This window comes from Pseudomonas sp. K2I15, from assembly GCF_002204795.1.
Taxonomy (GTDB): Bacteria; Pseudomonadota; Gammaproteobacteria; order Pseudomonadales; family Pseudomonadaceae; genus Aquipseudomonas.
Window position 1 is genome coordinate 20989 of the sequence record NZ_NIXO01000053.1, and the last position, 22836, is coordinate 43824.

Sequence of the window (22836 nt, forward strand, 5' to 3'; positions counted from 1 at the left end):
GGAATTGGAATGCGATCAATGTGGGGGGCTTGCTCGCGAAGACGGTGGGTCAGCCAGCACCTGTATTAGCTGACCCACCGCCTTCGCGAGCAAGCCCGCTCCCACATTTTGACCGCGTTTATTCAGGCAAACAGAGGTGTCGAGCGTGCAACGATGGCCCCCACATCCACACCGCGTGGCAAGGTGCCATACACCCGGCCCGACGACTCACCCAGCCGGCTGGCGATAAAGCCGTCACTGACACTGGCATTGCCCGCCTCCAGCAACAGCTTGGCCTGCAACGCCACGGCAATGTCCTCGGTCAGTTGCCGGGCACGGTACTGGATGTCCTGGGTGTCCATGAAGGCCGACTTCAACTGCTCGATGTGCCGCGCCAGGTGCTTGTGACCGTGGCCATCCCCCAATTCGACGAACAACGCTTCCAACACGCCCGGCTCTTTCGATAACGCCCGTAGTACATCCAGGCATTGCACATTGCCGGAACCTTCCCACGTCGAGTTCACCGGTGCCTCACGGTACAAACGCGGCAGGATGCTGTCTTCGACATACCCGGCGCCGCCCATGCACTCGGCGGCTTCGTTGATCATCGCCGGGGCGCGTTTGCAGATCCAATACTTGCCCACCGCCGTGACCAGCCGGGCGAATTTGGCTTCCTGTTCGTTATCCAGATGGTCCAGCGCGCGCCCCATGCGCATGCTCAAGGCCAGGGACGCCTCGCTTTCCAAAGCCAGGTCGGCCAATACGTTTTGCATCAGCGGTTGCTCGCTGAGCACACGGCCGCCTACCAGACGATGGGCGCAATGATGGCTGGCCTGGGTCAGCGCCTGGCGCATCAGGGCGCTGGAGCCGACCATGCAGTCGAAACGGGTCATGGCCACCATCTCGATAATGGTCGGTACGCCGCGCCCTTCCTCGCCGATCATCCAGGCCAGCGCACCGCGAAACTCCACTTCGCTGGAAGCGTTGGAGCAGTTGCCGAGTTTGTTCTTCAGGCGCTGGATGTAGAACTCGTTGCGCGTGTCGTCCGGGCGGTGCCGGGGCAGCAGGAAACAGGTCAGGCCCTTGTCGGTCTGGGCCAGGGTCAAGAAGCCATCGCACATCGGCGCCGAGCAGAACCACTTGTGCCCCACCAGTTCATACGCCTGGCCCGGGCCGCCGGCGCCCACCGGGTAAGCACGGGTGGTGTTGGCGCGCACGTCGGTGCCACCCTGTTTCTCGGTCATGGCCATGCCGATGGTGGCGCCGGCCTTGTGGGCGATGCTGACGTTACGCGGGTCGTATTCGGTGGCGAGGATTTTCGGCAGCCAGGTTTGCGCCAGGTCCGGCTGCAAACGCAGGGCCGGGACGCAGGCGAAGGTCATGGTCAGCGGGCAGCCGGTACCGGCTTCGGCCTGGGTGTGCAGGTAGGTCATGGCGGCGCGGGCCACGTGGGCGCCGGATTGCGGATGGGCCCACGGCAGCGACGGCAGGCCATGTTCGACGGCGGTGCGCATCAGCTCATGGTAGGCCGGATGAAACTCCACCAGGTCGATACGATGGCCAAAACGGTCGTGGCTGTTGAATACCGGCTTGTTCTGGTTGGCCAAAAACCCGGCTTCCATCAGCGGCCCACCCGCCAGCGCGCCGTAGGTGTCGATGCGCTGCTCGGCCCAGCCGGCGCCAAAGCGCCGGGACCAGTCTTGCAGCGGCAAATCGATACGGTACAGGTTGGTACCGTCCAGGGACGGCGGCTGGTTGGTGACGTCGTGGGTTTCGGCAAACTGGTGCAGGTTCATGGCAGCCTCCTCGAAAAAGTCGGCCCGCTGATTCAAAGGCCTGCTTCTGAGTTAAGCACCACCACAGCAGAAAGAAAAAGGGGATAAATGCCTAAATATCGGCACTTTCGCCCTTTTCTGTTGACAGCAGCCGGCTCTGCAACATCGCTTGCAAGGCATCAAATCGCACTGGCTTGACCAATCGATCAGTCATACCAACGCCGTGGCAACGCTCTCGCTCGGGGCTTTGCAACGAGCTGTTCAGGGCAATCACCGGCAGCTCTCCACAGCCCGGCAAAGCGCGAATCTGGCAGCACAGCGAGAACCCGCCCTCCGGCACATCCAGCAACACTGCATCGAAGGTTTCACCCTGCAACAGCGCCAGGGCGGCCGGCCCGTTGTCGACGGTTTTCACGCGGTAACCGAGCTTAAGCAACATGCCCCGCACCACCAGTTGCGCCACGCTGTTGTCGTCCACCAGCAGCACCACGCACTCCTGGGGTGTGCGTTGTGGCTGAGGCACTCGCCTCACGGGCGCCGGCTCGGGCTGAACCGGGCTGACTTCAAGCTCCAGCTGGAAGCGACTGCCGCGCCGCGGTTCGGAATTGTGGGTGAGGCGCCCACCGAGCAGCTCGATCAATTGCCGGCAGATCGCCAGGCCGATACCCATGCCGCCGTATCGACGCGTGGTCGAGCCATCCAACTGGAAGAAACGCTGATACAGGGTCGCCTCATCGAGGTAGGCGAAACCAATGCCGGTGTCAGTGACTATAAAGGTCAGGCGCAGCGTTCCGTCCGCCTGGGGCACGCCCACCACTCGCACACGCACCGAACCTTCGTGGGTGAACTTGAAGGCGTTGTCCAACAGGCAATCCAGACACTGCGCCAGTTTGCCGGGATCGCCGCTGACGCGGTCCGGCAACTCATCCGCCAGGTCGATCGAAAACTCCAGGCCCTTGCTCTGGGCGCTGGCCGCGAACTGTTGACGCAAGGTGTCGAGCAACCCACGCAGGCTGAACACCTGAGGTTGCGGGCTGAGGCGCCCGGCCTGCAGTTCGGTGAGGGTGAGGATGCCGTTGACCATGCGCATCATCTCGCGGGCCGAGCCGGCGGCAGTTTGGTGGTACTGCGCGAGGTCGCCTTGCAGCGGCTCGGTCTGCATCAATTCCAGGGAGCCGATCACACCGTTCATCGGCGTGCGCAATTCGTGGGTCAAGGTGGCAAGGAATTCATCCTTGAGCTGGTTGCTGTGGGCCAGTTGCGTGTTGAGCACTTCGAGCTTCTGGCTGGCGTCGAACAGGATTTGCGCCTGTTGCTCGCGCATCGAGTTGATCCGGTCGGCCAGGGCCAGGGACAGCAACGCCACTTCGAGTGCCGAGCCGATCTGGCTGGCGTACATCGTGAGGAACACATTGGGCAGGTAGCCCAGCACCATCATCGTATTGACCACCCCACCCAGCAGGAACGCGGTCCAGGCAATGATGAAGTAACGCGCCATCCGCTGGCCGCAGTACCAGGCCTTGATGGCCGCGACGAAGATGGTCACGGTGAATACCAGCGCCAAGCCGGTGGCCAGGCGCAGCGCCAGTGCATAACTGGTGAACAGCGCCAGCACCATCACCGCCGCGCCGCTGAACGCCAGCGCCAGCAACAGCCGGTTGATCCAGCGGCTGTAAAGCGCGGTGTGCAGGAAGCTGCGGGCAAACAGGCTGCCGAACAGCGCCGCCGAGCCGATCAGGAACGGCACCGCCGCATTCGCCCACCACGGGTTATTGGGCCAGAAGTACTGCACGGCCACGCCGTTGACCGACAGTTGATACAGACCGAACGAGGCAATATAGAGGATGTAATAGAGGTAGCTGGTGTCGCGCACGCTCAGGTAGATGAACAGGTTGTAGATCAGCATGCCGAGCAACACGCCGTAGATCACACCCAGCACATAGAGGCGCAAGGGCTGTTCTTCGAGGTACGCGGTGGTGGACCAGAGGGTCAGCGGTGCCTGGATCGAGCCCTGGCTTTGCAGGCGCAGGTAGAGGGTTTCCTGCTGGCCAGGTACGAAGTCGAGCTTGAACAGGTAGTTGCTCTGGCGAACTTCGCGGCTGGAAAACGGCAGGCTGCTGCCGGTTCGCGAGACCAGTCGATAATTACCGACGCTGTCGGGCCGGTACAGCTCCAGTTGGTTCAGCGGCGGGTAGGCCAGTTCCAATAGCCAGCGGCGCGGGGCATCCGGGCGCTTGGCACCGTAATGCAGGTCGACCTTGAGCCAGAACACCGAGCGCGAATAGCCGGCATTCAGGGTGGCTTTGTCATGGGTTTTGAAACGACTGGCGAGAACTGGCGAGCTGATATCGCCAATCGTCAGGGCGCCACTTGGGTCTTCAAGCACTTGCATCACTTGGCCCAGGGGCAACCGGGTGGTGCTCTCGTTGAACTCGACTGCGCCGGCCAGCATGGGCAGCCCGGTCAACAGTAACATCAGCAAATAGCGCATAGAGCCCCAGCGTGACCTGTCCGGTTATGTCAAAAGCCTCCATTCCTTTTGAGCAGACGTAAACCGGCGATACAGTTATTGGTTTGAATCCACTCTAGCATAGCCATTAAAGGCCAAAAGACACTATTCAAATGATTTTTTGAAAGGCTCTAGAGCGGGCATTACAGGGCATTTGACCTGCATTTTACGATGATAGCAAACAGCCATTTACCCCTACTCATTCGCTAAAAATTCAACCATCGCCCGACAGCCACCCAAAAAGCGTTTGGTGGTAAGCTCGCGCACCATGAATATCTACAGCTCTCGCCCCGTTGTCCTCTGTCTCTCCGGCCATGATCCCAGTGGTGGCGCCGGCTTGCAGGCAGATATCGAAGCCCTGCTCGCCCAGGGTTGTCATGCGGCCCCGGCCGTCACCGCGCTGACCGTGCAGAACACCGTCAATGTCAGCGATTTCCGAGTGCTGGACCGCGAATGGGTGCTGGCCCAGGCCAACGCCGTGCTCGGAGACTCAGAAGTCGCAGCGGTGAAACTGGGCATGCTCGGCTCCCTGGAAATGGTCGACACCGTGGTCGAACTGCTCAAGGCGCACCCGCATTTGCCGGTGGTCTGCGACCCGGTGCTGCGCGCCGGTGGCGGCGGCAGCCTGGGCAAGGATGAAGTCGGCTACGCGATGCGCGAGCGGCTATTGCCACTGTCGCTGATTGCCACGCCCAACCTGCCTGAAGCGCGCATCCTCGCCGAACTGCCCCAAGGCACGGCAGACGAATGCGCCGCGAAACTGCTGCCCTTCATCAAACACCTGCTGATCACCGGCGGCCATGGCGACGAGCACGAAGTGCACAACCGCCTCTACAGCCGCGACGGCACGCATCAGACCTTTACCTGCCAACGGTTGCCCGGCAGTTATCACGGCTCTGGCTGCACCCTGGCCAGCGCGCTGGCTGGGCGGCTGGCACAAGGCGAAGGTTTGGTCAGCGCGGTGCAAACAGCCCTCAACTACACTTGGCGCACCCTGCGTGACGCTGAACAACTCGGCCAGGGGCAATTCGTGCCTCGTCGTCTGCCGTTGGATTTCTGCTCGTAACACCAAGAGGCCTGCCCGATGAAACTACGTGGCCTTTATGCCATTACCGACAGCCAACTGTTGGCCGGCAAGTTCCTGGCCTACGTCGAAGCGGCGTTGGACGGTGGCGTGACCCTGCTGCAATACCGCGATAAAAGCAGCGACGAAGCGCGCCGCCTGCGGGAAGCCGAAAAGCTGCGTGAGCTGTGCTCGCGCTATAAAACGCAACTGATCATCAACGATGACGCCGAACTGGCCGCCCGCCTCGGCGTCGGCGTGCACCTGGGCCAGACCGACGGCCCGCTGACCCCGGCCCGCGCACTGCTGGGCTCCAAGGCGATCATCGGTTCCACCTGCCACAGCCAGATCGAACTGGCCGAGCAGGCCGCCAAAGAGGGTGCCAGTTATGTGGCCTTCGGCCGCTTCTTCAACTCTAACACCAAGCCCGGCGCGCCGGCGGCCACCGTTGAGCTGCTGGCCCAGGCCCGCGCGCGGTTGCACCTGCCGATCTGCGTGATCGGCGGCATCACCCTGGAAAACGCCGAACCACTGGTGGCCCACGGTGCCGACCTGCTGGCCGTGGTCCACGGCCTGTTTGGTGCCGACAGCACCCAGGAAGTCACGCGCCGCGCCCGCGCCTTCAACGAATTGCTCAAGCCTCAATAATCGATTTCAGAGAGCCCGATCATGTCCCGTTCCGAAACCCTGTTTGCCAATGCCCAGAAACACATCCCCGGCGGTGTGAACTCCCCCGTGCGAGCGTTCAAGAGCGTTGGCGGCACCCCGTTGTTCTTCAAGCATGCCGAAGGCGCCTACGTCACCGACGAAGATGACAAGCGCTACGTCGACTACGTGGGTTCGTGGGGCCCGATGATCCTCGGCCACAGCCACCCGGACGTGCTGGACGCGGTACGCCAGCAACTGCAACACGGCTTGTCCTATGGCGCACCCACCGCCATGGAAACCGAGATGGCTGACCTGGTGTGCTCCATCGTGCCGTCCATGGAGATGGTGCGGATGGTCAGCTCCGGCACCGAAGCCACCATGAGTGCGATTCGCCTGGCCCGTGGGTTTACCGGCCGCGACAGCATCATCAAGTTCGAAGGCTGCTACCACGGCCACTCCGACAGCCTGCTGGTCAAGGCCGGCTCCGGCGCGCTGACCCAGGGCGTACCGAGCTCTGCCGGTGTGCCGGCCGCGTTTGCCAAACACACCCTGACCCTGCCGTTCAACGACATCGCCGCGGTCGAGCAGATGCTCAGCGAAGTCGGCCAGGAAGTGGCGTGCATCATTGTCGAGCCGGTGGCCGGCAACATGAACTGCGTGCCACCTGCGCCGGGCTTTCTCGAAGGCCTGCGCGAACAGTGCGACAAGCACGGCGTGGTACTGATTTTTGATGAAGTGATGACCGGTTTCCGCGTTGCCCTCGGCGGCGCCCAGGCTCACTACGGCGTGACGCCGGACCTGAGCACCTTCGGTAAGATCATCGGCGGCGGCATGCCGGTGGGCTGCTTCGGCGGCAAGCGTGAAATCATGCAACACATCGCGCCGCTGGGCCCGGTGTACCAGGCGGGCACCCTGTCGGGTAACCCATTGGCCATGGCCGCCGGCCTGACCACCTTGCGCCTGATCAGCCGCCCGGGCTTCCACGCCGAGCTGACCGACTACACCACCCGCCTGCTGGACGGCCTGCAACAGCGCGCCGATGCCGCCGGCATCCCGTTCGTGACCACTCAGGCGGGCGGCATGTTCGGCCTGTACTTCAGTGGCGCCGACGACATCGTTACCTTCGACGACGTGATGGGCAGCGATGCCAATCTGTTCAAGCGCTTCTTCCATCTGATGCTGGAAGGCGGTGTGTACCTGGCACCGAGCGCCTTTGAAGCCGGCTTCACCTCGATCGCCCACGGTGATGCCGAGCTGAAACTGACCCTCGATGCCGCCGAACGCGCCTTCGCCGCCTTGAAATAAGCGGCGCAAAAACCTGACGTCGCCCCTGGCGGCGTCAGATTTGCTACTTTGCTTACAGACATTTCCGTCTTTTTTCGAGAATTCACCTGCAATCCGGCAGATAACTTGCCCACGCAGCAGAAAAACGAGTAAAGACTTTGTAAGCAGGTGCCTGCTTATTTCATAATGCGCGCTTATTGGATCCCCCCGTGGGTCCCGCGCCCCGTCAGAGGTAAGTCGATTCCCATGAAACGCACCGGCCGCACCCTGGTTCTGGGCTGCCTGTTGCTCCTTCAGCCGCTGCTGGCGTTTGCCCAAGCAGGCGGCAACTCGTTGTTAATCCCAGCGATGGGTCGTTGCACCCTCAATACCCAGCCAGAAAGCCAGGCCGAAGCCCTGAGCGCATGCCAGAAACAGGCCGACGGCGGGGATGCGCAGGCGCAATACGAGTTGGGCGAGTACTTCTACGACAGTAAAAATCCCGCACGCGACCTCAACAAGGCCTTGAGCTACTTCGAGAAAGCCTCGTTGCAGGGCCACGCCCAGGCGCAATTCCAGCTGGGCACGATGTTTTTCCACGGCGAAGGCGTACCGGCCAATAACGTCCAAGCGTATATCGTGCTGAAAATGGCGGCGGTCAATGGCGCCGAAGATGCGCTGGACACGGCCGATGAAGTGGCCGAGCACATGCAGCGGGACGAACTGGAAGTGGCTACCCAGGTGCTGGGGCAGATTTTCCGCAACTACCTGCAGGAACTGCAGAGCGCAGATGGCAGCTCGCCATTCTCGCCACTGCCCTGAGTTCTGTAGCGCCTTCATTACCTCCTTCGCGAGCAAGCCCGCACACACATTCGACTGCATTCCAAAGGTGGAACTCGGTCGAATGTGGGAGCGGGCTTGCTCGCGAAGCGGTCGACGCGGTCTTAAGTCTTACTTCTCAGGCATCGGCATCGGAAACGGCATGACATTGCTCATGCCCCGGGCCTCGCTGATTTTCGGCGTGCCCAGGCGCTCGACTTCATCGATGCGCACAATCGAATGCATCGGCACAAAACTGCGCACCACGCCTTCGAACTGAGCCTTGAGTTTTTCCTCGCCCGGGTCGACGACCAGCTGTGTGCGCTCGCCAAAGACGAACTCTTCCACTTCCAGGAAGCCCCACAGATCACTTTGATAGATCTGCTTGGCGTACATTTCGAACACCTGGCCCTGGTTAAGGAAAATCACCTTGTAGATTGGAGCTTCACGTTTGGTCATGGTGGGCGGGTAACACATCGGGGGATATAAAAGAGGGCGCGAACTATAGCATGGCGTCCGATGCACAGTGCTAGGAACCTATCGGCATGCCCCCTATAATGCGCGGTTCTTTACCACCAGTTGACGATCCCCATGGCCAAGAAGCTTTACATCGAAACCCACGGTTGCCAGATGAACGAGTACGACAGCTCGCGCATGGTCGATCTACTGGGTGAACATCAGGCCCTGGAAGTCACCGCCCGCGCTGAAGATGCCGACGTGATCCTGCTCAATACCTGCTCGATCCGCGAACGGGCCCAGGACCGGGTCTACTCGCAGCTGGGCCGCTGGCGCGAACTGAAACTGGCCAACCCGGACATGGTGATCGCCGTCGGCGGTTGCGTAGCCAGCCAGGAAGGCGCCGCCATTCGCGACCGCGCACCCTATGTGGACGTGGTCTTCGGCCCGCAAACCCTGCACCGCCTGCCCGAAATGATCGACGCCGCACGCCTCACCAAGCTGCCGCAAGTCGACGTCTCGTTCCCGGAAATCGAAAAATTCGACCACCTGCCCGAGCCGCGCATCGACGGCCCGAGTGCTTATGTGTCGGTGATGGAAGGCTGCAGCAAGTACTGCACCTTCTGCGTAGTGCCGTACACACGTGGTGAAGAAGTCAGCCGTCCGTTCGACGACGTGCTGGCAGAGATCATTCACCTGGCCGAGAACGGCGTGCGTGAAGTGACCCTGCTGGGGCAAAACGTCAATGGCTATCGCGGCCAGACCCACGATGGGCGCCTGGCGGACCTCGCGGAGTTGATCCGCGTGGTCGCCGCCGTCGACGGGATCGAGCGGATTCGCTACACCACCTCGCACCCGCTGGAATTCTCCGACAGCCTGATCCAGGCCCACGCCGACGTGCCGGAGTTGGTCAAACACCTGCACTTGCCGGTGCAATCGGGCTCGGACCGCATACTCTCGGCGATGAAGCGCAACCACACTGCCCTGGAATACAAATCCAAACTGCGCAAATTGCGAGCGGCAGTGCCGGGGATTTGCATCAGCTCGGACTTTATCGTCGGTTTCCCGGGCGAGACCGAGAAAGATTTCCAGCAGACCATGAAGCTGATTGAAGACGTCGGTTTCGACTTTTCCTACTCGTTCGTCTACAGCCAACGCCCGGGCACCCCGGCGGCAGACCTGCTCGACGAAACCCCGGAAGCGTTGAAGAAGGAGCGTTTAAATGCCCTGCAACATCGCCTCAACCAGCAGGGTTTCGAGATCAGCCGACAGATGGTGGGCTCGACCCAGCGCATCCTGGTGACCGACTACTCGAAAAAGGACCCTGGCGAATTGCAGGGCCGCACCGAGAACAACCGGATCGTCAACTTCCGCTGCGACAATCCGACACTGATCGGGCAGTTCGCCGACGTGCACATCGACGCGGCACAACCGCACTCGCTGCGCGGCTCGCTGATCCAATAAACCCGGCTTTATGTAGGAGCGAGCTTGCTCGCGAAAAACCTGAGGGCACCGCGTATATTCAGGCTGCACGCGGTATCGTTGACGTTTTTCGCAAGCAAGCTCGCTCCTACAGAATCGCCGTCAGCCAAGATGCGCCGTTTAAGTGCTTTCGCACCCGGCCTGCTGGCGTTATCCTTGATTTCATCTTAATTGCCCCAGGGCGGCTAAAAACGACCTTGAACGCACCCATAGAACCACATCGTTTCCTCCTCGAGCCCTTTGAGGCTCGCCGTTTCGCCAATCTGTGCGGACAGTTCGACGAGCACCTGCGCCTGATCGAACAACGCCTGAGCATCGAGATCCGCAACCGCGGCAATCAATTCGAGCTTATTGGTGAGCCCGAACACACCACCTCGGCAGAAAACCTTCTGCGCCGCCTCTACCGGGAAACCAAAGGTAGCGAGCTGTCGCCCGAAACGGTGCACCTGTACCTGCAGGAATCTGCGGTGCAAGACCTGGCCAACAACCCGGTGGCCGAGGCCAGCGTGGCCCTGCGCACCAAAAAAGGCATGATTCGCCCTCGCGGCTTGAATCAGCAGCGCTACGTCAAAGAGATCCTGGGCAACGACATCAACTTCGGCATCGGCCCGGCCGGTACCGGCAAGACCTACCTGGCCGTGGCCTGTGCGGTCGACGCCCTGGAGCGCGAGCAGGTACGACGCATCCTGCTGGTGCGCCCGGCGGTGGAAGCCGGCGAGAAACTGGGCTTTTTGCCCGGCGACCTGGCCCAGAAGATCGACCCGTACCTGCGCCCGCTCTACGACGCCCTCTACGAGATGCTCGGCTTCGAATACGTGGCCAAGCTGATTGAGCGCCAGGTGATCGAGATCGCCCCGCTGGCCTACATGCGCGGCCGTACGCTGAACAACAGCTTCATCATTCTCGACGAAAGCCAGAACACCACCGTCGAGCAGATGAAAATGTTCCTGACCCGGATCGGCTTCGGCTCCACGGCCGTGATCACCGGCGACGTCACCCAGGTCGACCTGCCCAAAGGCACCAAGTCGGGCCTGGCCCAGGTGATCGACGTGCTCAAGGATGTGCCGGGGATCAGCTTCACCCACTTCATGCCCAAAGACGTGGTACGTCACCCGTTGGTGCAGCGCATTGTCGAAGCCTATGAGCGCTTCGAACACCGCGACGACCAACCGGCCAAGGACACTCGCCGCGATGCTTGAGCTTGACCTGCAACTGGCCACCAAAGCGCCCGCCCCCAGCGAAGAACAGTTCCGCCAATGGTGCACACTGGCCCTGCGCCAGCGCACCGCCGACTCGGAACTGACCATTCGCCTGGTAGACGAGCCCGAAGGCCGTGAACTGAATCACACCTGGCGACAAAAAGACTACGCGACCAACGTGCTGTCGTTTCCCGCTGACGTACCCGACGAACTGCTGGATATCCCATTGCTGGGCGACCTGGTGATCTGCGTCGAGGTGGTCGAGCGGGAAGCCACGGAACAGGGCAAGGAACTTGAGGCCCATTGGGCCCATCTAGTCATCCACGGCTGCTTGCATCTCTTGGGTTACGACCATATAGACGATGAAGAAGCCGAAGAAATGGAAGCACTGGAACGAACGTTGCTTGCAGAATTGGGTCATCGTGATCCTTATGCAGACGACGAAAACTGAACGACACTTAACTGAAACAACAAAGGATTTAGAGTAATCGCTATGAGCGAAGACCGATCGAGCAACGGGCAAAAGTCATGGCTGGGGAAACTCACCCAGGCCTTTGCCCACGAGCCGAAAAACCGCCAGGAGCTGCTGGAGCTGCTGCGCGAGGCACATCAGAACAAGTTGCTGGACAGCGAAGCGCTGGCCATCGTCGAAGGCGCCATCCAGGTGGCTGACCTGCAAGTACGGGACATCATGGTTCCGCGCTCGCAGATGGTCAGCATCAAGGCGACCCAGACCCCTCGGGAATTCCTCCCGGCCGTCATCGACTCGGCGCACTCGCGCTACCCGGTGATCGGCGAAAGCCATGACGACGTCATGGGCGTCCTGCTGGCCAAGGACCTGCTGCCGCTGATCCTCAAGGAGAACGGCGACAGCTTCAACATCAAGGACCTGCTGCGTCCTGCCACCTTCGTCCCCGAATCCAAGCGCCTGAATGTGCTGCTGCGCGAATTTCGTGCGAACCACAATCACATGGCCATCGTGATTGATGAATACGGCGGTGTTGCTGGCTTGGTAACCATTGAAGACGTGCTGGAACAAATCGTCGGCGACATCGAAGACGAACATGACGTTGAAGAAGACAGCTACATCAAGCCGCTGCCCAGCGGTGATTTCCTGGTCAAGGCCCTGACGCCGATCGAGAACTTCAACGAGTTCTTCGACAGCGAATTCTCCGACGATGAATTCGACACCGTCGGCGGCCTGGTGATGAGTGCGTTCGGGCACCTGCCCAAGCGTAACGAGACCACGGAAATCGGCGCCTATCGCTTCCGCATCCTGAATGCCGACAGCCGCCGGATCCACCTGATTCGCCTGACACCTATTGCCCGCTAAGGACTGACATGCGCCGTATGATTGCACCCGGCTGGCCCGGTAACTTGCTGGCCGTGGTGGCCGGCGCCATCACTACCCTGGCGCTGGCGCCGTTCGACCTTTGGCCGTTTGCGCTGGTGGCGGTCGGGTTCTTTTATGCGGGATTGCGTGAACTGACACCGCGCCAGGCCTTGTGGCGTGGCTGGTGTTTCGGTTTCGGCCTGTTTGGCGCCGGCACCAGCTGGATCTACTACAGCATTCACCACTTCGGCGGCGCTTCGGTGCTGCTGGCTGGCATGCTGATGCTGGCGTTTACGGCGGCGATTGCCTGGTTCTTCGCACTACCGGCCTGGCTGTGGGCACGCTGGCTGCGTCGCAACGAGGCGCCATTGGCCGATGCACTGGCCTTCGCGGCCTTGTGGGTTGGCCAGGAAGCGTTTCGCGGCTGGTTCCTCACCGGATTCCCTTGGCTCTACTCCGGTTACAGTCAGCTCGACGGCCCCCTCACCGGCCTCGCGCCGTTGGGTGGCATGTGGCTGATTTCCTTTGCCCTGGCGCTGACTGCTGCACTGATCTTCAACCTGCCGCGCCTGCTGGCCGGCAAGCGCAACCTGTTCATCGGCGCGGGCTTGCTGCTGTTGGTGGCACCGTGGGCCATCGGCCTGGCACTCAAGCATCACGCCTGGACCACCCCCGCCGGCGCGCCACTGACCGTGGCGGCAATCCAGGGCAACGTCGAACAAAGCATGAAGTGGGACCCCGAGCAGCTCAACGCGCAGCTCGCGCTGTACCGCGACATGAGCTTCAGCTCCAAGCCTGTCGACCTGCTGGTATGGCCGGAAACTGCCGTGCCGGTACTCAAGGAATCCGTCGAGGGTTACCTGGGCATGATGGGCAAGTTCGCCGCTGACCGGCACACCGCGCTGATCACCGGCGTGCCGATCCGCCAGGAAGTGCACCACCACAAGCGTTTCTTCAATGGCATCACCGTGGTGGGCGAAGGCGATGGCACTTACCTGAAACAGAAGCTGGTGCCGTTTGGCGAATACGTGCCGTTGCAGGACATGTTGCGCGGCGTGATTGCCTTCTTCGACCTGCCGATGTCGGACTTCGCCCGCGGCCCAGCCGACCAGGCACTGCTGCAAGCCAAGGGCTATCAGATTGCGCCGTTCATTTGCTATGAAGTGGTGTACCCGGAATTCGCCGCCAGCCTGTCGGCCCGTAGCGATTTGTTGCTGACCATCAGTAATGACACCTGGTTCGGCCGCTCCATCGGCCCGTTGCAGCATTTGCAGATGGCCCAGATGCGCGCCCTGGAAGCCGGTCGCTGGATGATTCGCGCCACCAACAACGGCGTCACCGGCCTGATCAACCCGTACGGGCAGATCACCGTGCAGATCCCGCAGTTTGAACGCGGGATTCTCTACGGTGAAGTGGTGCCGATGCACAACCTCACGCCGTACCTGCAATGGCGGTCGTGGCCGTTGATCATCCTGTGCCTTGGCCTGTTTGGTTGGGCGCTGTTGGCCGGGCGGATGTCCAAAACGGTCTGACGGGGTAATACAAAACCTGTGGGAGCGGGCTTGCTCGCGAATACGGTGTGTCAGTCACTGGTGCTTTAACTGACAGACTGCATTCGCGAGCAAGCCCGCTCCCACATTTGCCCTGCGGTGTTACCTGTAAAACAATCGGTAACCCACCTGCCCCACCGCTTCATTCAGCAACTGCCCGTTCTGCCATACCGACTTGAACTCCGGCATCCAGCCACCCAGTGGCCGGGCATTGTCTACGCCCAAAAAGCCTACCGGTGCCGAAACCACCGTGAACCCGGCCTTTTCGAAGCTCCAGCGCGAACGCGGCATGTGCCAGGCCTGAGTCACGACCACCACGCGCTTGACCCCCTGCGGCAACAAAATCTCGGCACTCATCTGCGCGTTTTCCCACGTGGTGCGGCTGCGCTCTTCTTTCCAGCGCACGCTCACGCCGAAGTCATCCTGCATCGACACCGCCATCAACTCCGCTTCGCTGGGCGGCGTGCCGTAATGCAAACCTCCAGAGGTCAGCACCGGCAAGCCCGAAGCCTTGGCCAATCTCGCCGCATAACGCTGACGCTCAAGGCCGACACCTGTCGGCTGATCGGAGCCCCAGGCCGGGTCCCCGCGCTCACGTCCCGAGCCTAAGATCACGATGGCATCAGCCCGCTGTGCCAGGGTCGCCCATTCGTCACGGGCCAAGGGCGGCTCGGTCTCCAGGGCCTTTGCCCCCCACTCCACCACCACCGGCAGGCTCATCAACCACATGCCGCCGAACCCCAGGGCAAAGCACAGCGCTGCCAGCCGCGGACGGCTGCGACGAAACCACCAGGCAAGGGCCAGCAACAGCAACAAAATGCCGGGCGGCAACAGCAATTGTTTAATGAAGTAACGAATAGGCATCGGGCATCTCCAAAGATGCCCGAAGCCTAAGGTGTAACGGGGTTTAGCGACAATCTTTACAAGAGCACACTTTGAGAAGGTTACAGATAACGCGGTACTTCATTTGAAACGCACGGACCGGAGTTTTTCCGGGCTGCGACCGGCCGACACATCCTTGAGCCATACCACCTTGGCCGAGCGCGAAAGCTCCTGGGCTGGCGGGGAGGCCATGCCATGGGACGCGCGATGCTCATTCAACTCCAGATACACCCTGATCACGTCCAGCTCTGCCTGGCTCAAGCCACGCAGTTCCAACTCCAGAGGCCGCTCATCACACAATCGGCCTGCGGTTTTTGCTGCATCCAGTGCTCGACCCAAACGGTCGATCAGTCCTTCGTACACCTGCGGTTTCGTTAAAGTTCGCTGCGAATCAACCATCCCTCACCTCATTGAAGATAAGAATCACTCCCCACTCAACAGCGTAGCCCTGCTGGCCCTGCCTGCCTGACGCCGCGACCAACGGCCTCGGCGGCGCAATCAGGGTTTCCCTCGATAGAGTGGGGTCATGTATGCTACGGCGCTTCCTGTAACTCCACTTCCCGCAGGGTTTGGGCACGGACGCGCCGCTTTTTGGTGTCGATCAACCTGAACGTTGCACCGAAGAGGATTAGGCCACCCCTATTCAGTTCAAAAGTAGCCATGCACGAACAATATCAGCCCCGTGAAATAGAAAATGCCGCCCAGTCGTTCTGGGATGAGCAAAAGTCCTTTGAAGTCAGTGAACAGCCAGGCAAGGAGACTTTCTATTGCCTATCGATGTTCCCTTACCCCAGCGGCAAGCTACACATGGGGCATGTGCGCAACTACACCATCGGCGACGTAATCTCCCGCTACCAGCGCATGCTGGGCAAGAATGTCCTGCAACCCATGGGTTGGGACGCCTTCGGCATGCCGGCAGAAAACGCCGCGATGAAGAACAACGTAGCGCCCGCCAAGTGGACCTACGAAAACATCGCCTACATGAAGACCCAGCTGCGCAGCCTGGGCCTGGCGGTGGACTGGTCCCGCGAGGTGACCACCTGCAAGCCTGATTACTACCGCTGGGAACAATGGCTGTTCACTCGCCTGTTCGAAAAAGGCGTGATCTACAAAAAGAGCGGCACCGTCAACTGGGACCCGGTGGACCAGACTGTGCTGGCCAACGAACAAGTGATCGACGGCCGCGGCTGGCGCTCCGGCGCGCTGATCGAAAAGCGCGAAATCCCGATGTACTACTTCAAAATCACCGCTTACGCGGATGAACTCTTGTCGAGCCTCGACGACTTGCCGGGCTGGCCCGAGCAGGTCAAGACCATGCAACGCAACTGGATCGGCAAGTCCCGTGGCATGGAAGTGCAGTTCCCCTACAACGTCGACTCCATCGGCGCAGAAGGCGTACTGAAAGTCTTCACCACCCGTCCGGACACCCTGATGGGCGCGACCTACGTCGCCGTAGCCGCCGAACACCCGCTGGCCACCCAGGCCGCGCAGAACAACCCTGAGCTGCAGGCGTTCATCGCCGAATGCAAAGGCGGCAGCGTTGCCGAAGCCGACGTCGCCACCCAAGAGAAAAAAGGCCTGCCGACTTCGTTGTTCGTCGAGCACCCGCTGACCGGCGAGAAGCTGCCGGTATGGGTCGCCAACTATGTGCTGATGCACTATGGCGATGGCGCCGTAATGGCTGTGCCGGCTCACGACGAGCGCGATTTCGAATTCGCCACCAAATACGGTTTGCCGATCAAGTCCGTGGTGCGCACCAGTTCCGGTGACACCAACCCCGCTCCGTGGCAAGACGCCTACGGCGAGCACGGCGAACTGATCAACTCCGCCGAGTTCGACGGCCTGGATTTCGAAGGCGCCTTCGACGCCATCGAAGTGGCGCTGATCAAGAAAAACCTCGGTGCCTCGCGCACCCAGTTCCGCCTGCGTGACTGGGGCATCAGCCGCCAACGCTACTGGGGCTGCCCGATCCCGATCATCCACTGCGAAACCTGCGGTGACGTGCCGGTGCCGGAAGACCAACTGCCCGTGGTGCTGCCGGAAGACGTCGTGCCCGACGGCGCCGGCTCGCCCTTGGCACGCATGCCCGAGTTCTACGAGTGCGCCTGCCCGAAATGCGGCGCCCCGGCCAAGCGTGAAACCGACACCATGGACACCTTCGTGGAGTCCTCGTGGTACTACGCCCGCTACGCCTCGCCGCACTATGAAGGCGGCCTGGTGGAAAAATCCGCGGCCGACCACTGGCTGCCAGTGGACCAGTACATCGGCGGTATCGAACACGCCATCCTTCACCTGCTGTACGCGCGCTTCTTCCACAAGCTGATGCGTGACGAAGGCCTGGTCAGCTCCGACGAGCCGTTCAAGAACCTGCTGACCCAAGGCATGGTGATTGCCGAGACTTACTACCGTCGCGAAGCCAATGGCGCCTACACCTGGTTCAACCCGGCGGACGTCGAGTTGGAGCGTGACAGTAAAGCCAAGGTTATCAGCGCCAAGTTGATCTCCGACGGCCTGCCGGTGGAAATCGGCGGCACCGAGAAGATGGCCAAGTCGAAGAACAATGGCGTCGATCCGCAGTCGATGATCGACCAGTTCGGCGCAGACACCTGCCGCCTGTTCATGATGTTCGCCTCGCCGCCTGACATGAGCGCCGAATGGTCCGACTCCGGCGTCGAGGGTTCGCACCGTTTCCTCAAGCGCGTCTGGCGCCTGGCGCACGCCCATGTCAGCCAGGGCCTGCCGGGCAAACTGGACGTTGCAGCGCTGAACGATGAGCAGAAAGCCATTCGCCGCAGCACCCACCTGGCCATCAAACACGCCAGCCAGGACGTGGGCCAGCACCACAAATTCAACACCGCCATCGCCCAGGTGATGACGCTGATGAACGTGCTGGAAAAAGCGCCGCAGGCAACCGAACAAGACCGCGCGCTGGTACAGGAAGGCCTGGAAACAGTCACCCTGCTGCTGGCTCCGATCACGCCGCACATCAGCCACGACCTGTGGAGCCGGTTGGGCCACAGCGGCGCCGTCATCGATGCCGGCTGGCCGGTGCAGGATGACAGCGCCCTGGTACAAGACACGCTGCAACTGGTGATTCAGGTCAACGGCAAGCTGCGTGGCCAGATCGACATGCCGGCCAGCGCCAGCCGTGAAGAAGTCGAAGCCGCCGCACGTGCCAATGAGAACGTGTTGCGCTTCACCGAAGGGCTGACGATCCGCAAAGTGATCGTGGTACCCGGCAAACTGGTCAATATCGTCGCTAGCTAATCGGATCGGGCGCCAGGGCATTACCCTGGCGCCGAACAAAACCTCCAGGGCCTCGATAAGGCCCACATGGTTTCAAGGGGAGCATCAAAATGATCAAACGCAATCTGCTGGTTATGGGCCTTGCCGTGCTATTGAGCGCTTGCGGCTTCCAGCTGCGCGGCACCGGCCACACCGACCTGGCGATCAAGGAACTGGACGTCACCGCCCGCAACTCCTACGGCGAGACGGTGCAACAGCTGCGCCAGGTCCTGGAAAGCAGTGGGGTAAAAGTCTATTCAGGCGCGGCTTACAAACTGAACCTGCTGGATGAAAAAGAAGACCAACGCAGCCTCAGCTATGCCAGTGCCGGGCGTGCTTCGGACAACGAGCTGAGCACCACGCTCTACTTCGAGATCCAGGGCCATGACCACCTGCCGCTGATGGGCGACAAAATCGTGGTGCAGAAAGTCGTGAGCCACGACGGCAACAACCTGGTGGGTTCGGACTCCGAAGTGACTCAGGTGCGTAAGGAAATGCGTCGCGAGCTGGTGCAGCGCATGGTTCTGCGCCTGCAACTGATCACACCGGAGAAACTGGACCAACTGCAGCAAACTGCAGATGCCAAGGCCAAAGCGGATGCTGATGCACTGAAAGCTGCGCAAGAATACGAGAACAGCCAGCCGAAACAGTCGCCTATTGAAGTCCCTGCTGAGTAAGCCAGACGGGGCGCTTGATGCGCCCCGTTCGCCCTGCCTATGAAACTCGCCCCCGCCCAACTCGCCAAGCACCTGCAAGGCAGCCTTGCGCCCGTCTACATCGTCAGCGGAGATGACCCGCTGCTGTGTCAGGAAGCAGCGGACGCCATTCGCACCGCCGCCCGCCAACAAGGCTTCGATGAACGCCAGGTATTCAGCGCCGACGCCAGTTTCGACTGGGGAACGCTGCTGCAAGCCGGGGCGAGCATGTCGCTGTTCGCCGAAAAGCGCCTGCTGGAACTGCGCCTGCCTTCGGGCAAGCCCGGCGACAAGGGCGCGGCGGCGCTGATGGAATACTGTGGACGCCCTGCCGAAGACACCTTGCTGCTGATCAGCCTGCCCAAGCTCGATGGCAGCGCACAGAAGACCAAGTGGGGCAAGGCGCTGGTGGAGGGTGCACAGACCCAGTTCATACAGATCTGGCCGGTGGACAGCAGCCAGCTGCCGCAGTGGATTCGCCAGCGCCTGTCGCAATCCGGGCTGACTGCCAGCCAGGACGCGGTGGAACTGATTGCAGCGCGAGTGGAAGGCAATTTGCTGGCGGCCGCCCAGGAAATCGAAAAGCTCAAGCTGATGGCCGAAGGTGGCCAGATCACCGTCGAAACCGTACAAGGCGCCGTGGCTGACAGCGCGCGCTTTGACGTATTTGGCTTGGTGGACGCGATCCTTAATGGCGAACCCGCCCACGCCCTGCGCATGCTCGAAGGGCTGCGCGGCGAAGGCGTCGAACCGCCCGTCATACTTTGGGCCCTGGCCCGGGAATTACGGTTACTGGCCAATATTGCCCTGCAATACAGCCAAGGCATCCCACTGGACAAGGCGTTTAGCCAAGCGCGACCGCCAGTATGGGACAAGCGCAAACCGCTGATCAGCAAAGCCCTGCAACGGCACACGGCGCAACGCTGGGCGCAATTGCTGCTGGAAGCCCAGCGCATTGATGCGCAGATCAAGGGCCAGGCGGCTGGTTCGCCATGGATGAGCCTGAGTCGTTTGTCACTTTTGATGTCAGGACAGCGCTTGGCATTGCCTGCTGAATAGTCCTACGTATCGCTGGGCTGGACAGAATCCAAACTTCGGCCGATGATTCGCACCGCATCATCAACCCGCCAGAGAGTACCCATCATGAGCAAGAAGCCATCCAAGCATGGCCCCAACAAGGCCAAATCCATCATCGCCCAGCCGTTGTTCCGCAGTCGCCAGGAACGAGCCGGCAAAGGCAAAGGCAGCTACCGCCGCGAAGCCTTCCAGTCTAATAGCTGGGAGGCTTCTTACTTTCTGGCTGCCTGAAGGCAAGCGCCCCTCTGGCATGATAAGGTCTGCACCTGATTCGTATTCCCTGGACCTGTGCATGCCCTCTAGTCTTTCCCGTCGTTGGCACCTTCGCCAACTGATCGCTGCCTCCAGCCTCATTCTGTTAGTCGCCTGCGCGGAAAAACCCACCGCAGCCGATGCTCAACCCTTGCCCCCGCTCCAGACTGCACCGGTAGCTGCGCCTGCCGTCGTTGCGCCACTGGCGGTAGACAACCTTGATATCCAGCCGACCCAGACCTTTGCCGAATGGCAGGCTGGTTTTCGCGTGGACGCCCTGAAGGCCGGCATTACGCCAGCTGTGTTTGATAACGCCTTCGCCAACGTCGTGCCCGACATGGCGGTGATTCGCGCCGACCGTAGCCAGCCGGAGTTCTCGCGCCCGGTGTGGGAATACCTCGATGGCGCGCTGTCGCCGCTGCGCGTGCGCAATGGCCAGTCGCTGCTGGTGAAGTACGCCGACATTCTGCAACGCATTGAGGACCGTTATGGCGTCGACCGCCAGGCGCTGGTCTCGGTGTGGGGCATGGAGAGTAACTTCGGCCAGTTCCAGGGCAATAACTCGGTGATCCGCTCCCTGGCGACCTTGGCCTATGAAGGCCGACGCCCGGCGTTCGCCCAGGCGCAGCTGCTGGCGGCGCTGCAAATCATCCAGCATGGCGATATCGCCGCCGACCAGATGAAAGGTTCCTGGGCCGGGGCCATGGGCCAGACCCAGTTCATCCCGACCACCTACAACACCCACGCGGTGGACTTCGACGGTGACGGTCGCCGCGATATCTGGAACAGCCCGGCCGACGCCCTCGCCTCCACCGCGCATTACCTGCAAAGCTCCGGCTGGCAAAAAGGCCAGCCTTGGGGCTTCGAGGTGCAGCAACTGCCGTTGAACTTCGACTACGCCCTGGCCGATGGCAGCGTGCGCAAGACCGTTGGCGAGTGGCTGAAATTGGGGATCCAGGTGCCTCCGGGCGCCAGCGTCCCGGCCAATGTGGACCAGCTTTCCGCGGCCCTGCTGCTGCCTGCCGGCTATCGCGGCCCGGCGTTCCTGGTGCTGGATAATTTCCGCGCGATCCTCAAGTACAACAACTCGTCGTCCTACGCATTGGCGGTTGGCTTGTTGTCGGAGCGGTTCGGTGGTGGTGGTGTGATTCGTGGAAGCTGGCCGAAGGACGAGCTGCCATTGACTCGCTCACAGCGGATTGATCTGCAGACGGTGCTCAGCGCCCATGGTTACGACGCCGGCAACCCGGACGGGATCATCGGCGCCAATACCCGCAAGGCGATTCGTGCAGCGCAGCAATCGCTGGGCTGGCCGGCAGATGGGTATCCGACGGTGAAGTTGCTGGAGTCGCTGCAAAGCCGCTAGATCACTGTATGGCCGCTACCGTATTCGCGAGCAAGCCCGCTCCCACATTTTAACCGTGTACTTCCTGAAGGAACGCGGTCGAAATATGGGAACGGGCTTGCTCGCGAAGAGGCCTTCAGCAGCCCGACAAATCTCAGGCTTTAAACACCACATCCTGCTCCAACACCAACCGCTTCTCCCCTGCATCCAAGCGCACCCTCGCGCCCATCGGCAAGGTGAGGTTCGGGTTGCAGTGGCCGCTGCGCCAGCCAGATAGCACAGGAATGCACAACGGCTCGAAGGTCTGCTTCAGCAGTCGCTCAAGCGCAGCACTATCAACCCCGGCCACATCCCCCACCACAACACCCGACACCTGGGCCAACTTGCCCGCCAGGCGCAGATGGGTCAGCAACCGGTCGATTCGGTACAGCGGCTCGTTAATGTCTTCGATAAACAGAATGATGCCCTCGGCATCAATCTCGTACGCCGTGCCCATCACCGCTGCGATCATCGATAGGTTGCCGCCCAGCAGCCGCCCGCAGGCGATGCCTGGCTCGACGGTGGTCAATGGGTAGGCCACCGGGTGGGTCAACTGGCTACCGGCCTTCACTTGCCCGCGCAGCATGCTGAACAGCGATGACTCGGTAGGCTGTTGCTTTTCACCTAATAAGTCAGCGTTGTACATCGGCCCGTGGAAGGTGACGAAACCGGCATAACGGTTGATCGCCAGGTGCAACGCGGTGATATCGCTGTAGCCCACAAATGGCTTGGGGTTGGCCCGCAACAGGTCAAAGTCCAAGCGGTCCAGCAGGCGCGGCGTGCCGTATCCGCCGCGCAGGCAAAAAATCGCGTCGATGGACGGGTCGGCGAACGCGGCGTGCAGGTCATTCAGGCGTATGTCATCACTGCCGGCCAGGTAGCCATCACGCTGCCCTACACCGGGAAAAACCCGCAGTGTGTAGCCCCGGGCGCACATCCATTGCGTGGCCTTGTCGATATCCAGCTCGGCCGGCCCGGCAGGGGCAATCAGCCCGATCACGCCTTCGGCGCGCAGCGCAGGTACCGCACAAGTGGTTAATTGAGTCGTCATCCATGGTTCTCCTCGTGTGGATTGCCCAAGGCACTCTAAACAGCAATGGTTGCAAACAGAAGAGGAAGAGTCAGTAGCACATGTGGGAGCGGGCTTGCTCGCGAATGCGGTGTGTCAGTCACTAGTGCTTTGAC

General features: G+C 61.3%; 20 protein-coding genes. 14 read left to right on the plus strand and 6 right to left on the minus strand.

The features are described from left to right. Nucleotides 1–122: 122 nt before the first annotated feature. Together CEC48_RS24780 and CEC48_RS24785 are read right to left on the minus strand one after the other, a co-directional pair. The gene (locus tag CEC48_RS24780; protein ID WP_088426132.1) at nt 123–1775 is read right to left on the minus strand and encodes an acyl-CoA dehydrogenase family protein; all 1653 of its coding nucleotides are present in this window, start codon (nt 1773–1775) and stop codon (nt 123–125) included. A gap of 91 nt (nt 1776–1866) precedes the next feature. Further along, nucleotides 1867–4245, minus strand: a complete 2379-nt coding sequence (locus CEC48_RS24785) for a hybrid sensor histidine kinase/response regulator (protein WP_088426133.1) — start codon at nt 4243–4245, stop codon at nt 1867–1869. Nucleotides 4246–4531: 286 nt separating this feature from the next. On the opposite strand from CEC48_RS24785, the gene CEC48_RS24790 reads away from it, so the two are divergent. The 4 genes from CEC48_RS24790 to CEC48_RS24805 all read left to right on the plus strand — a co-directional run bounded on the left by CEC48_RS24790 (nt 4532) and on the right by CEC48_RS24805 (nt 8059). Beyond that, nucleotides 4532–5329, plus strand: a complete 798-nt coding sequence (locus tag CEC48_RS24790) for a hydroxymethylpyrimidine/phosphomethylpyrimidine kinase (protein WP_088426134.1) — start codon at nt 4532–4534, stop codon at nt 5327–5329. An 18-nt stretch (nt 5330–5347) separates the two neighbouring features. Continuing rightward, on the plus strand, nt 5348–5974 hold the full coding sequence (gene thiE / locus CEC48_RS24795) for a thiamine phosphate synthase (RefSeq protein WP_017476236.1): 627 nt from the start codon (nt 5348–5350) through the stop codon (nt 5972–5974). A 21-nt stretch (nt 5975–5995) separates the two neighbouring features. Next, nucleotides 5996–7279, plus strand: a complete 1284-nt coding sequence (gene hemL, locus CEC48_RS24800) for a glutamate-1-semialdehyde 2,1-aminomutase (RefSeq protein ID WP_088426135.1) — start codon at nt 5996–5998, stop codon at nt 7277–7279. Nucleotides 7280–7504: 225 nt separating this feature from the next. Continuing rightward, the gene (locus CEC48_RS24805; protein ID WP_017476238.1) at nt 7505–8059 is read left to right on the plus strand and encodes a tetratricopeptide repeat protein; all 555 of its coding nucleotides are present in this window, start codon (nt 7505–7507) and stop codon (nt 8057–8059) included. A gap of 129 nt (nt 8060–8188) precedes the next feature. Here CEC48_RS24805 and CEC48_RS24810 read toward each other — a convergent pair whose 3' ends face one another. Continuing rightward, a complete protein-coding gene (locus CEC48_RS24810) occupies nt 8189–8515 on the minus strand; it encodes a DUF1820 family protein (RefSeq protein ID WP_003215457.1) in 327 nt (108 codons plus the stop codon). Nucleotides 8516–8647: 132 nt separating this feature from the next. Between CEC48_RS24810 and miaB the strand changes: the two genes are divergently transcribed. The 5 genes from miaB to lnt all read left to right on the plus strand — a co-directional run bounded on the left by miaB (nt 8648) and on the right by lnt (nt 14058). Next, nucleotides 8648–9976 carry a tRNA (N6-isopentenyl adenosine(37)-C2)-methylthiotransferase MiaB gene (miaB, locus tag CEC48_RS24815; protein WP_088426136.1) on the plus strand — a complete coding sequence of 443 codons (1329 nt, stop codon included), beginning with the start codon at nt 8648–8650 and terminating at the stop codon, nt 9974–9976. Nucleotides 9977–10191: 215 nt separating this feature from the next. Continuing rightward, entirely contained in the window at nt 10192–11193 is a 1002-nt protein-coding gene (locus tag CEC48_RS24820) for a PhoH family protein (protein ID WP_076014077.1), read from the plus strand. Continuing rightward, nucleotides 11186–11644: an rRNA maturation RNase YbeY gene (gene ybeY, locus CEC48_RS24825; RefSeq protein ID WP_088426137.1), complete on the plus strand. Its 459-nt coding sequence runs from the start codon at nt 11186–11188 to the stop codon at nt 11642–11644. The genes CEC48_RS24820 and ybeY overlap by 8 nt, the downstream gene beginning before the upstream one ends. Before the next feature lie 42 nt (nt 11645–11686). After that, complete coding sequence (locus tag CEC48_RS24830) at nt 11687–12526, plus strand: HlyC/CorC family transporter (RefSeq protein ID WP_003215451.1); 840 nt, start codon at nt 11687–11689, stop codon at nt 12524–12526. An 8-nt stretch (nt 12527–12534) separates the two neighbouring features. Then, entirely contained in the window at nt 12535–14058 is a 1524-nt protein-coding gene (lnt, locus tag CEC48_RS24835) for an apolipoprotein N-acyltransferase (protein ID WP_088426138.1), read from the plus strand. 120 nt (nt 14059–14178) lie between these two features. On the opposite strand, the gene CEC48_RS24840 is transcribed toward lnt, so the two are convergent. After that, the gene (locus CEC48_RS24840) at nt 14179–14940 is read right to left on the minus strand and encodes a YdcF family protein (RefSeq protein ID WP_088426139.1); all 762 of its coding nucleotides are present in this window, start codon (nt 14938–14940) and stop codon (nt 14179–14181) included. Between the two features lie 99 nt (nt 14941–15039). Further along, on the minus strand, nt 15040–15357 hold the full coding sequence (locus CEC48_RS24845; protein ID WP_088426140.1) for a hypothetical protein: 318 nt from the start codon (nt 15355–15357) through the stop codon (nt 15040–15042). Between the two features lie 261 nt (nt 15358–15618). Between CEC48_RS24845 and leuS the strand changes: the two genes are divergently transcribed. The 5 genes from leuS to CEC48_RS24870 all read left to right on the plus strand — a co-directional run bounded on the left by leuS (nt 15619) and on the right by CEC48_RS24870 (nt 21633). Then, nucleotides 15619–18225, plus strand: a complete 2607-nt coding sequence (gene leuS / locus CEC48_RS24850) for a leucine--tRNA ligase (RefSeq protein ID WP_088426141.1) — start codon at nt 15619–15621, stop codon at nt 18223–18225. A gap of 89 nt (nt 18226–18314) precedes the next feature. Beyond that, nucleotides 18315–18920 carry an LPS assembly lipoprotein LptE gene (gene lptE / locus CEC48_RS24855; RefSeq protein ID WP_088426142.1) on the plus strand — a complete coding sequence of 202 codons (606 nt, stop codon included), beginning with the start codon at nt 18315–18317 and terminating at the stop codon, nt 18918–18920. Nucleotides 18921–18959: 39 nt separating this feature from the next. After that, the gene (holA, locus tag CEC48_RS24860) at nt 18960–19997 is read left to right on the plus strand and encodes a DNA polymerase III subunit delta (RefSeq protein WP_088426143.1); all 1038 of its coding nucleotides are present in this window, start codon (nt 18960–18962) and stop codon (nt 19995–19997) included. A gap of 84 nt (nt 19998–20081) precedes the next feature. Next, nucleotides 20082–20246: an alternative ribosome rescue factor ArfA gene (arfA, locus tag CEC48_RS24865; RefSeq protein WP_003176285.1), complete on the plus strand. Its 165-nt coding sequence runs from the start codon at nt 20082–20084 to the stop codon at nt 20244–20246. Nucleotides 20247–20307: 61 nt separating this feature from the next. Beyond that, the gene (locus tag CEC48_RS24870; protein WP_088426144.1) at nt 20308–21633 is read left to right on the plus strand and encodes a lytic murein transglycosylase; all 1326 of its coding nucleotides are present in this window, start codon (nt 20308–20310) and stop codon (nt 21631–21633) included. A gap of 133 nt (nt 21634–21766) precedes the next feature. On the opposite strand, the gene CEC48_RS24875 is transcribed toward CEC48_RS24870, so the two are convergent. Next, the gene (locus tag CEC48_RS24875) at nt 21767–22702 is read right to left on the minus strand and encodes an LD-carboxypeptidase (protein ID WP_088426145.1); all 936 of its coding nucleotides are present in this window, start codon (nt 22700–22702) and stop codon (nt 21767–21769) included. Nucleotides 22703–22836: the final 134 nt, after the last annotated feature.

Coding starts and splice junctions, on each gene's coding strand:
- lptE (WP_088426142.1), top strand. CDS start 18,315: ATGATCAAACGCAATCTGCTGGTTATGGGCCTTGCCGTGCTATTGAGC.
- ybeY (WP_088426137.1), top strand. CDS start 11,186: ATGCTTGAGCTTGACCTGCAACTGGCCACCAAAGCGCCCGCCCCCAGC.
- CEC48_RS24830 (WP_003215451.1), top strand. CDS start 11,687: ATGAGCGAAGACCGATCGAGCAACGGGCAAAAGTCATGGCTGGGGAAA.
- holA (WP_088426143.1), top strand. CDS start 18,960: ATGAAACTCGCCCCCGCCCAACTCGCCAAGCACCTGCAAGGCAGCCTT.
- arfA (WP_003176285.1), top strand. CDS start 20,082: ATGAGCAAGAAGCCATCCAAGCATGGCCCCAACAAGGCCAAATCCATC.
- thiE (WP_017476236.1), top strand. CDS start 5,348: ATGAAACTACGTGGCCTTTATGCCATTACCGACAGCCAACTGTTGGCC.
- CEC48_RS24875 (WP_088426145.1), bottom strand. CDS start 22,702: ATGACGACTCAATTAACCACTTGTGCGGTACCTGCGCTGCGCGCCGAA.
- hemL (WP_088426135.1), top strand. CDS start 5,996: ATGTCCCGTTCCGAAACCCTGTTTGCCAATGCCCAGAAACACATCCCC.
- leuS (WP_088426141.1), top strand. CDS start 15,619: ATGCACGAACAATATCAGCCCCGTGAAATAGAAAATGCCGCCCAGTCG.
- CEC48_RS24790 (WP_088426134.1), top strand. CDS start 4,532: ATGAATATCTACAGCTCTCGCCCCGTTGTCCTCTGTCTCTCCGGCCAT.
- CEC48_RS24845 (WP_088426140.1), bottom strand. CDS start 15,357: ATGGTTGATTCGCAGCGAACTTTAACGAAACCGCAGGTGTACGAAGGA.
- miaB (WP_088426136.1), top strand. CDS start 8,648: ATGGCCAAGAAGCTTTACATCGAAACCCACGGTTGCCAGATGAACGAG.
- CEC48_RS24780 (WP_088426132.1), bottom strand. CDS start 1,775: ATGAACCTGCACCAGTTTGCCGAAACCCACGACGTCACCAACCAGCCG.
- CEC48_RS24810 (WP_003215457.1), bottom strand. CDS start 8,515: ATGACCAAACGTGAAGCTCCAATCTACAAGGTGATTTTCCTTAACCAG.
- CEC48_RS24870 (WP_088426144.1), top strand. CDS start 20,308: ATGCCCTCTAGTCTTTCCCGTCGTTGGCACCTTCGCCAACTGATCGCT.
- CEC48_RS24840 (WP_088426139.1), bottom strand. CDS start 14,940: ATGCCTATTCGTTACTTCATTAAACAATTGCTGTTGCCGCCCGGCATT.
- CEC48_RS24785 (WP_088426133.1), bottom strand. CDS start 4,245: ATGCGCTATTTGCTGATGTTACTGTTGACCGGGCTGCCCATGCTGGCC.
- CEC48_RS24805 (WP_017476238.1), top strand. CDS start 7,505: ATGAAACGCACCGGCCGCACCCTGGTTCTGGGCTGCCTGTTGCTCCTT.
- lnt (WP_088426138.1), top strand. CDS start 12,535: ATGCGCCGTATGATTGCACCCGGCTGGCCCGGTAACTTGCTGGCCGTG.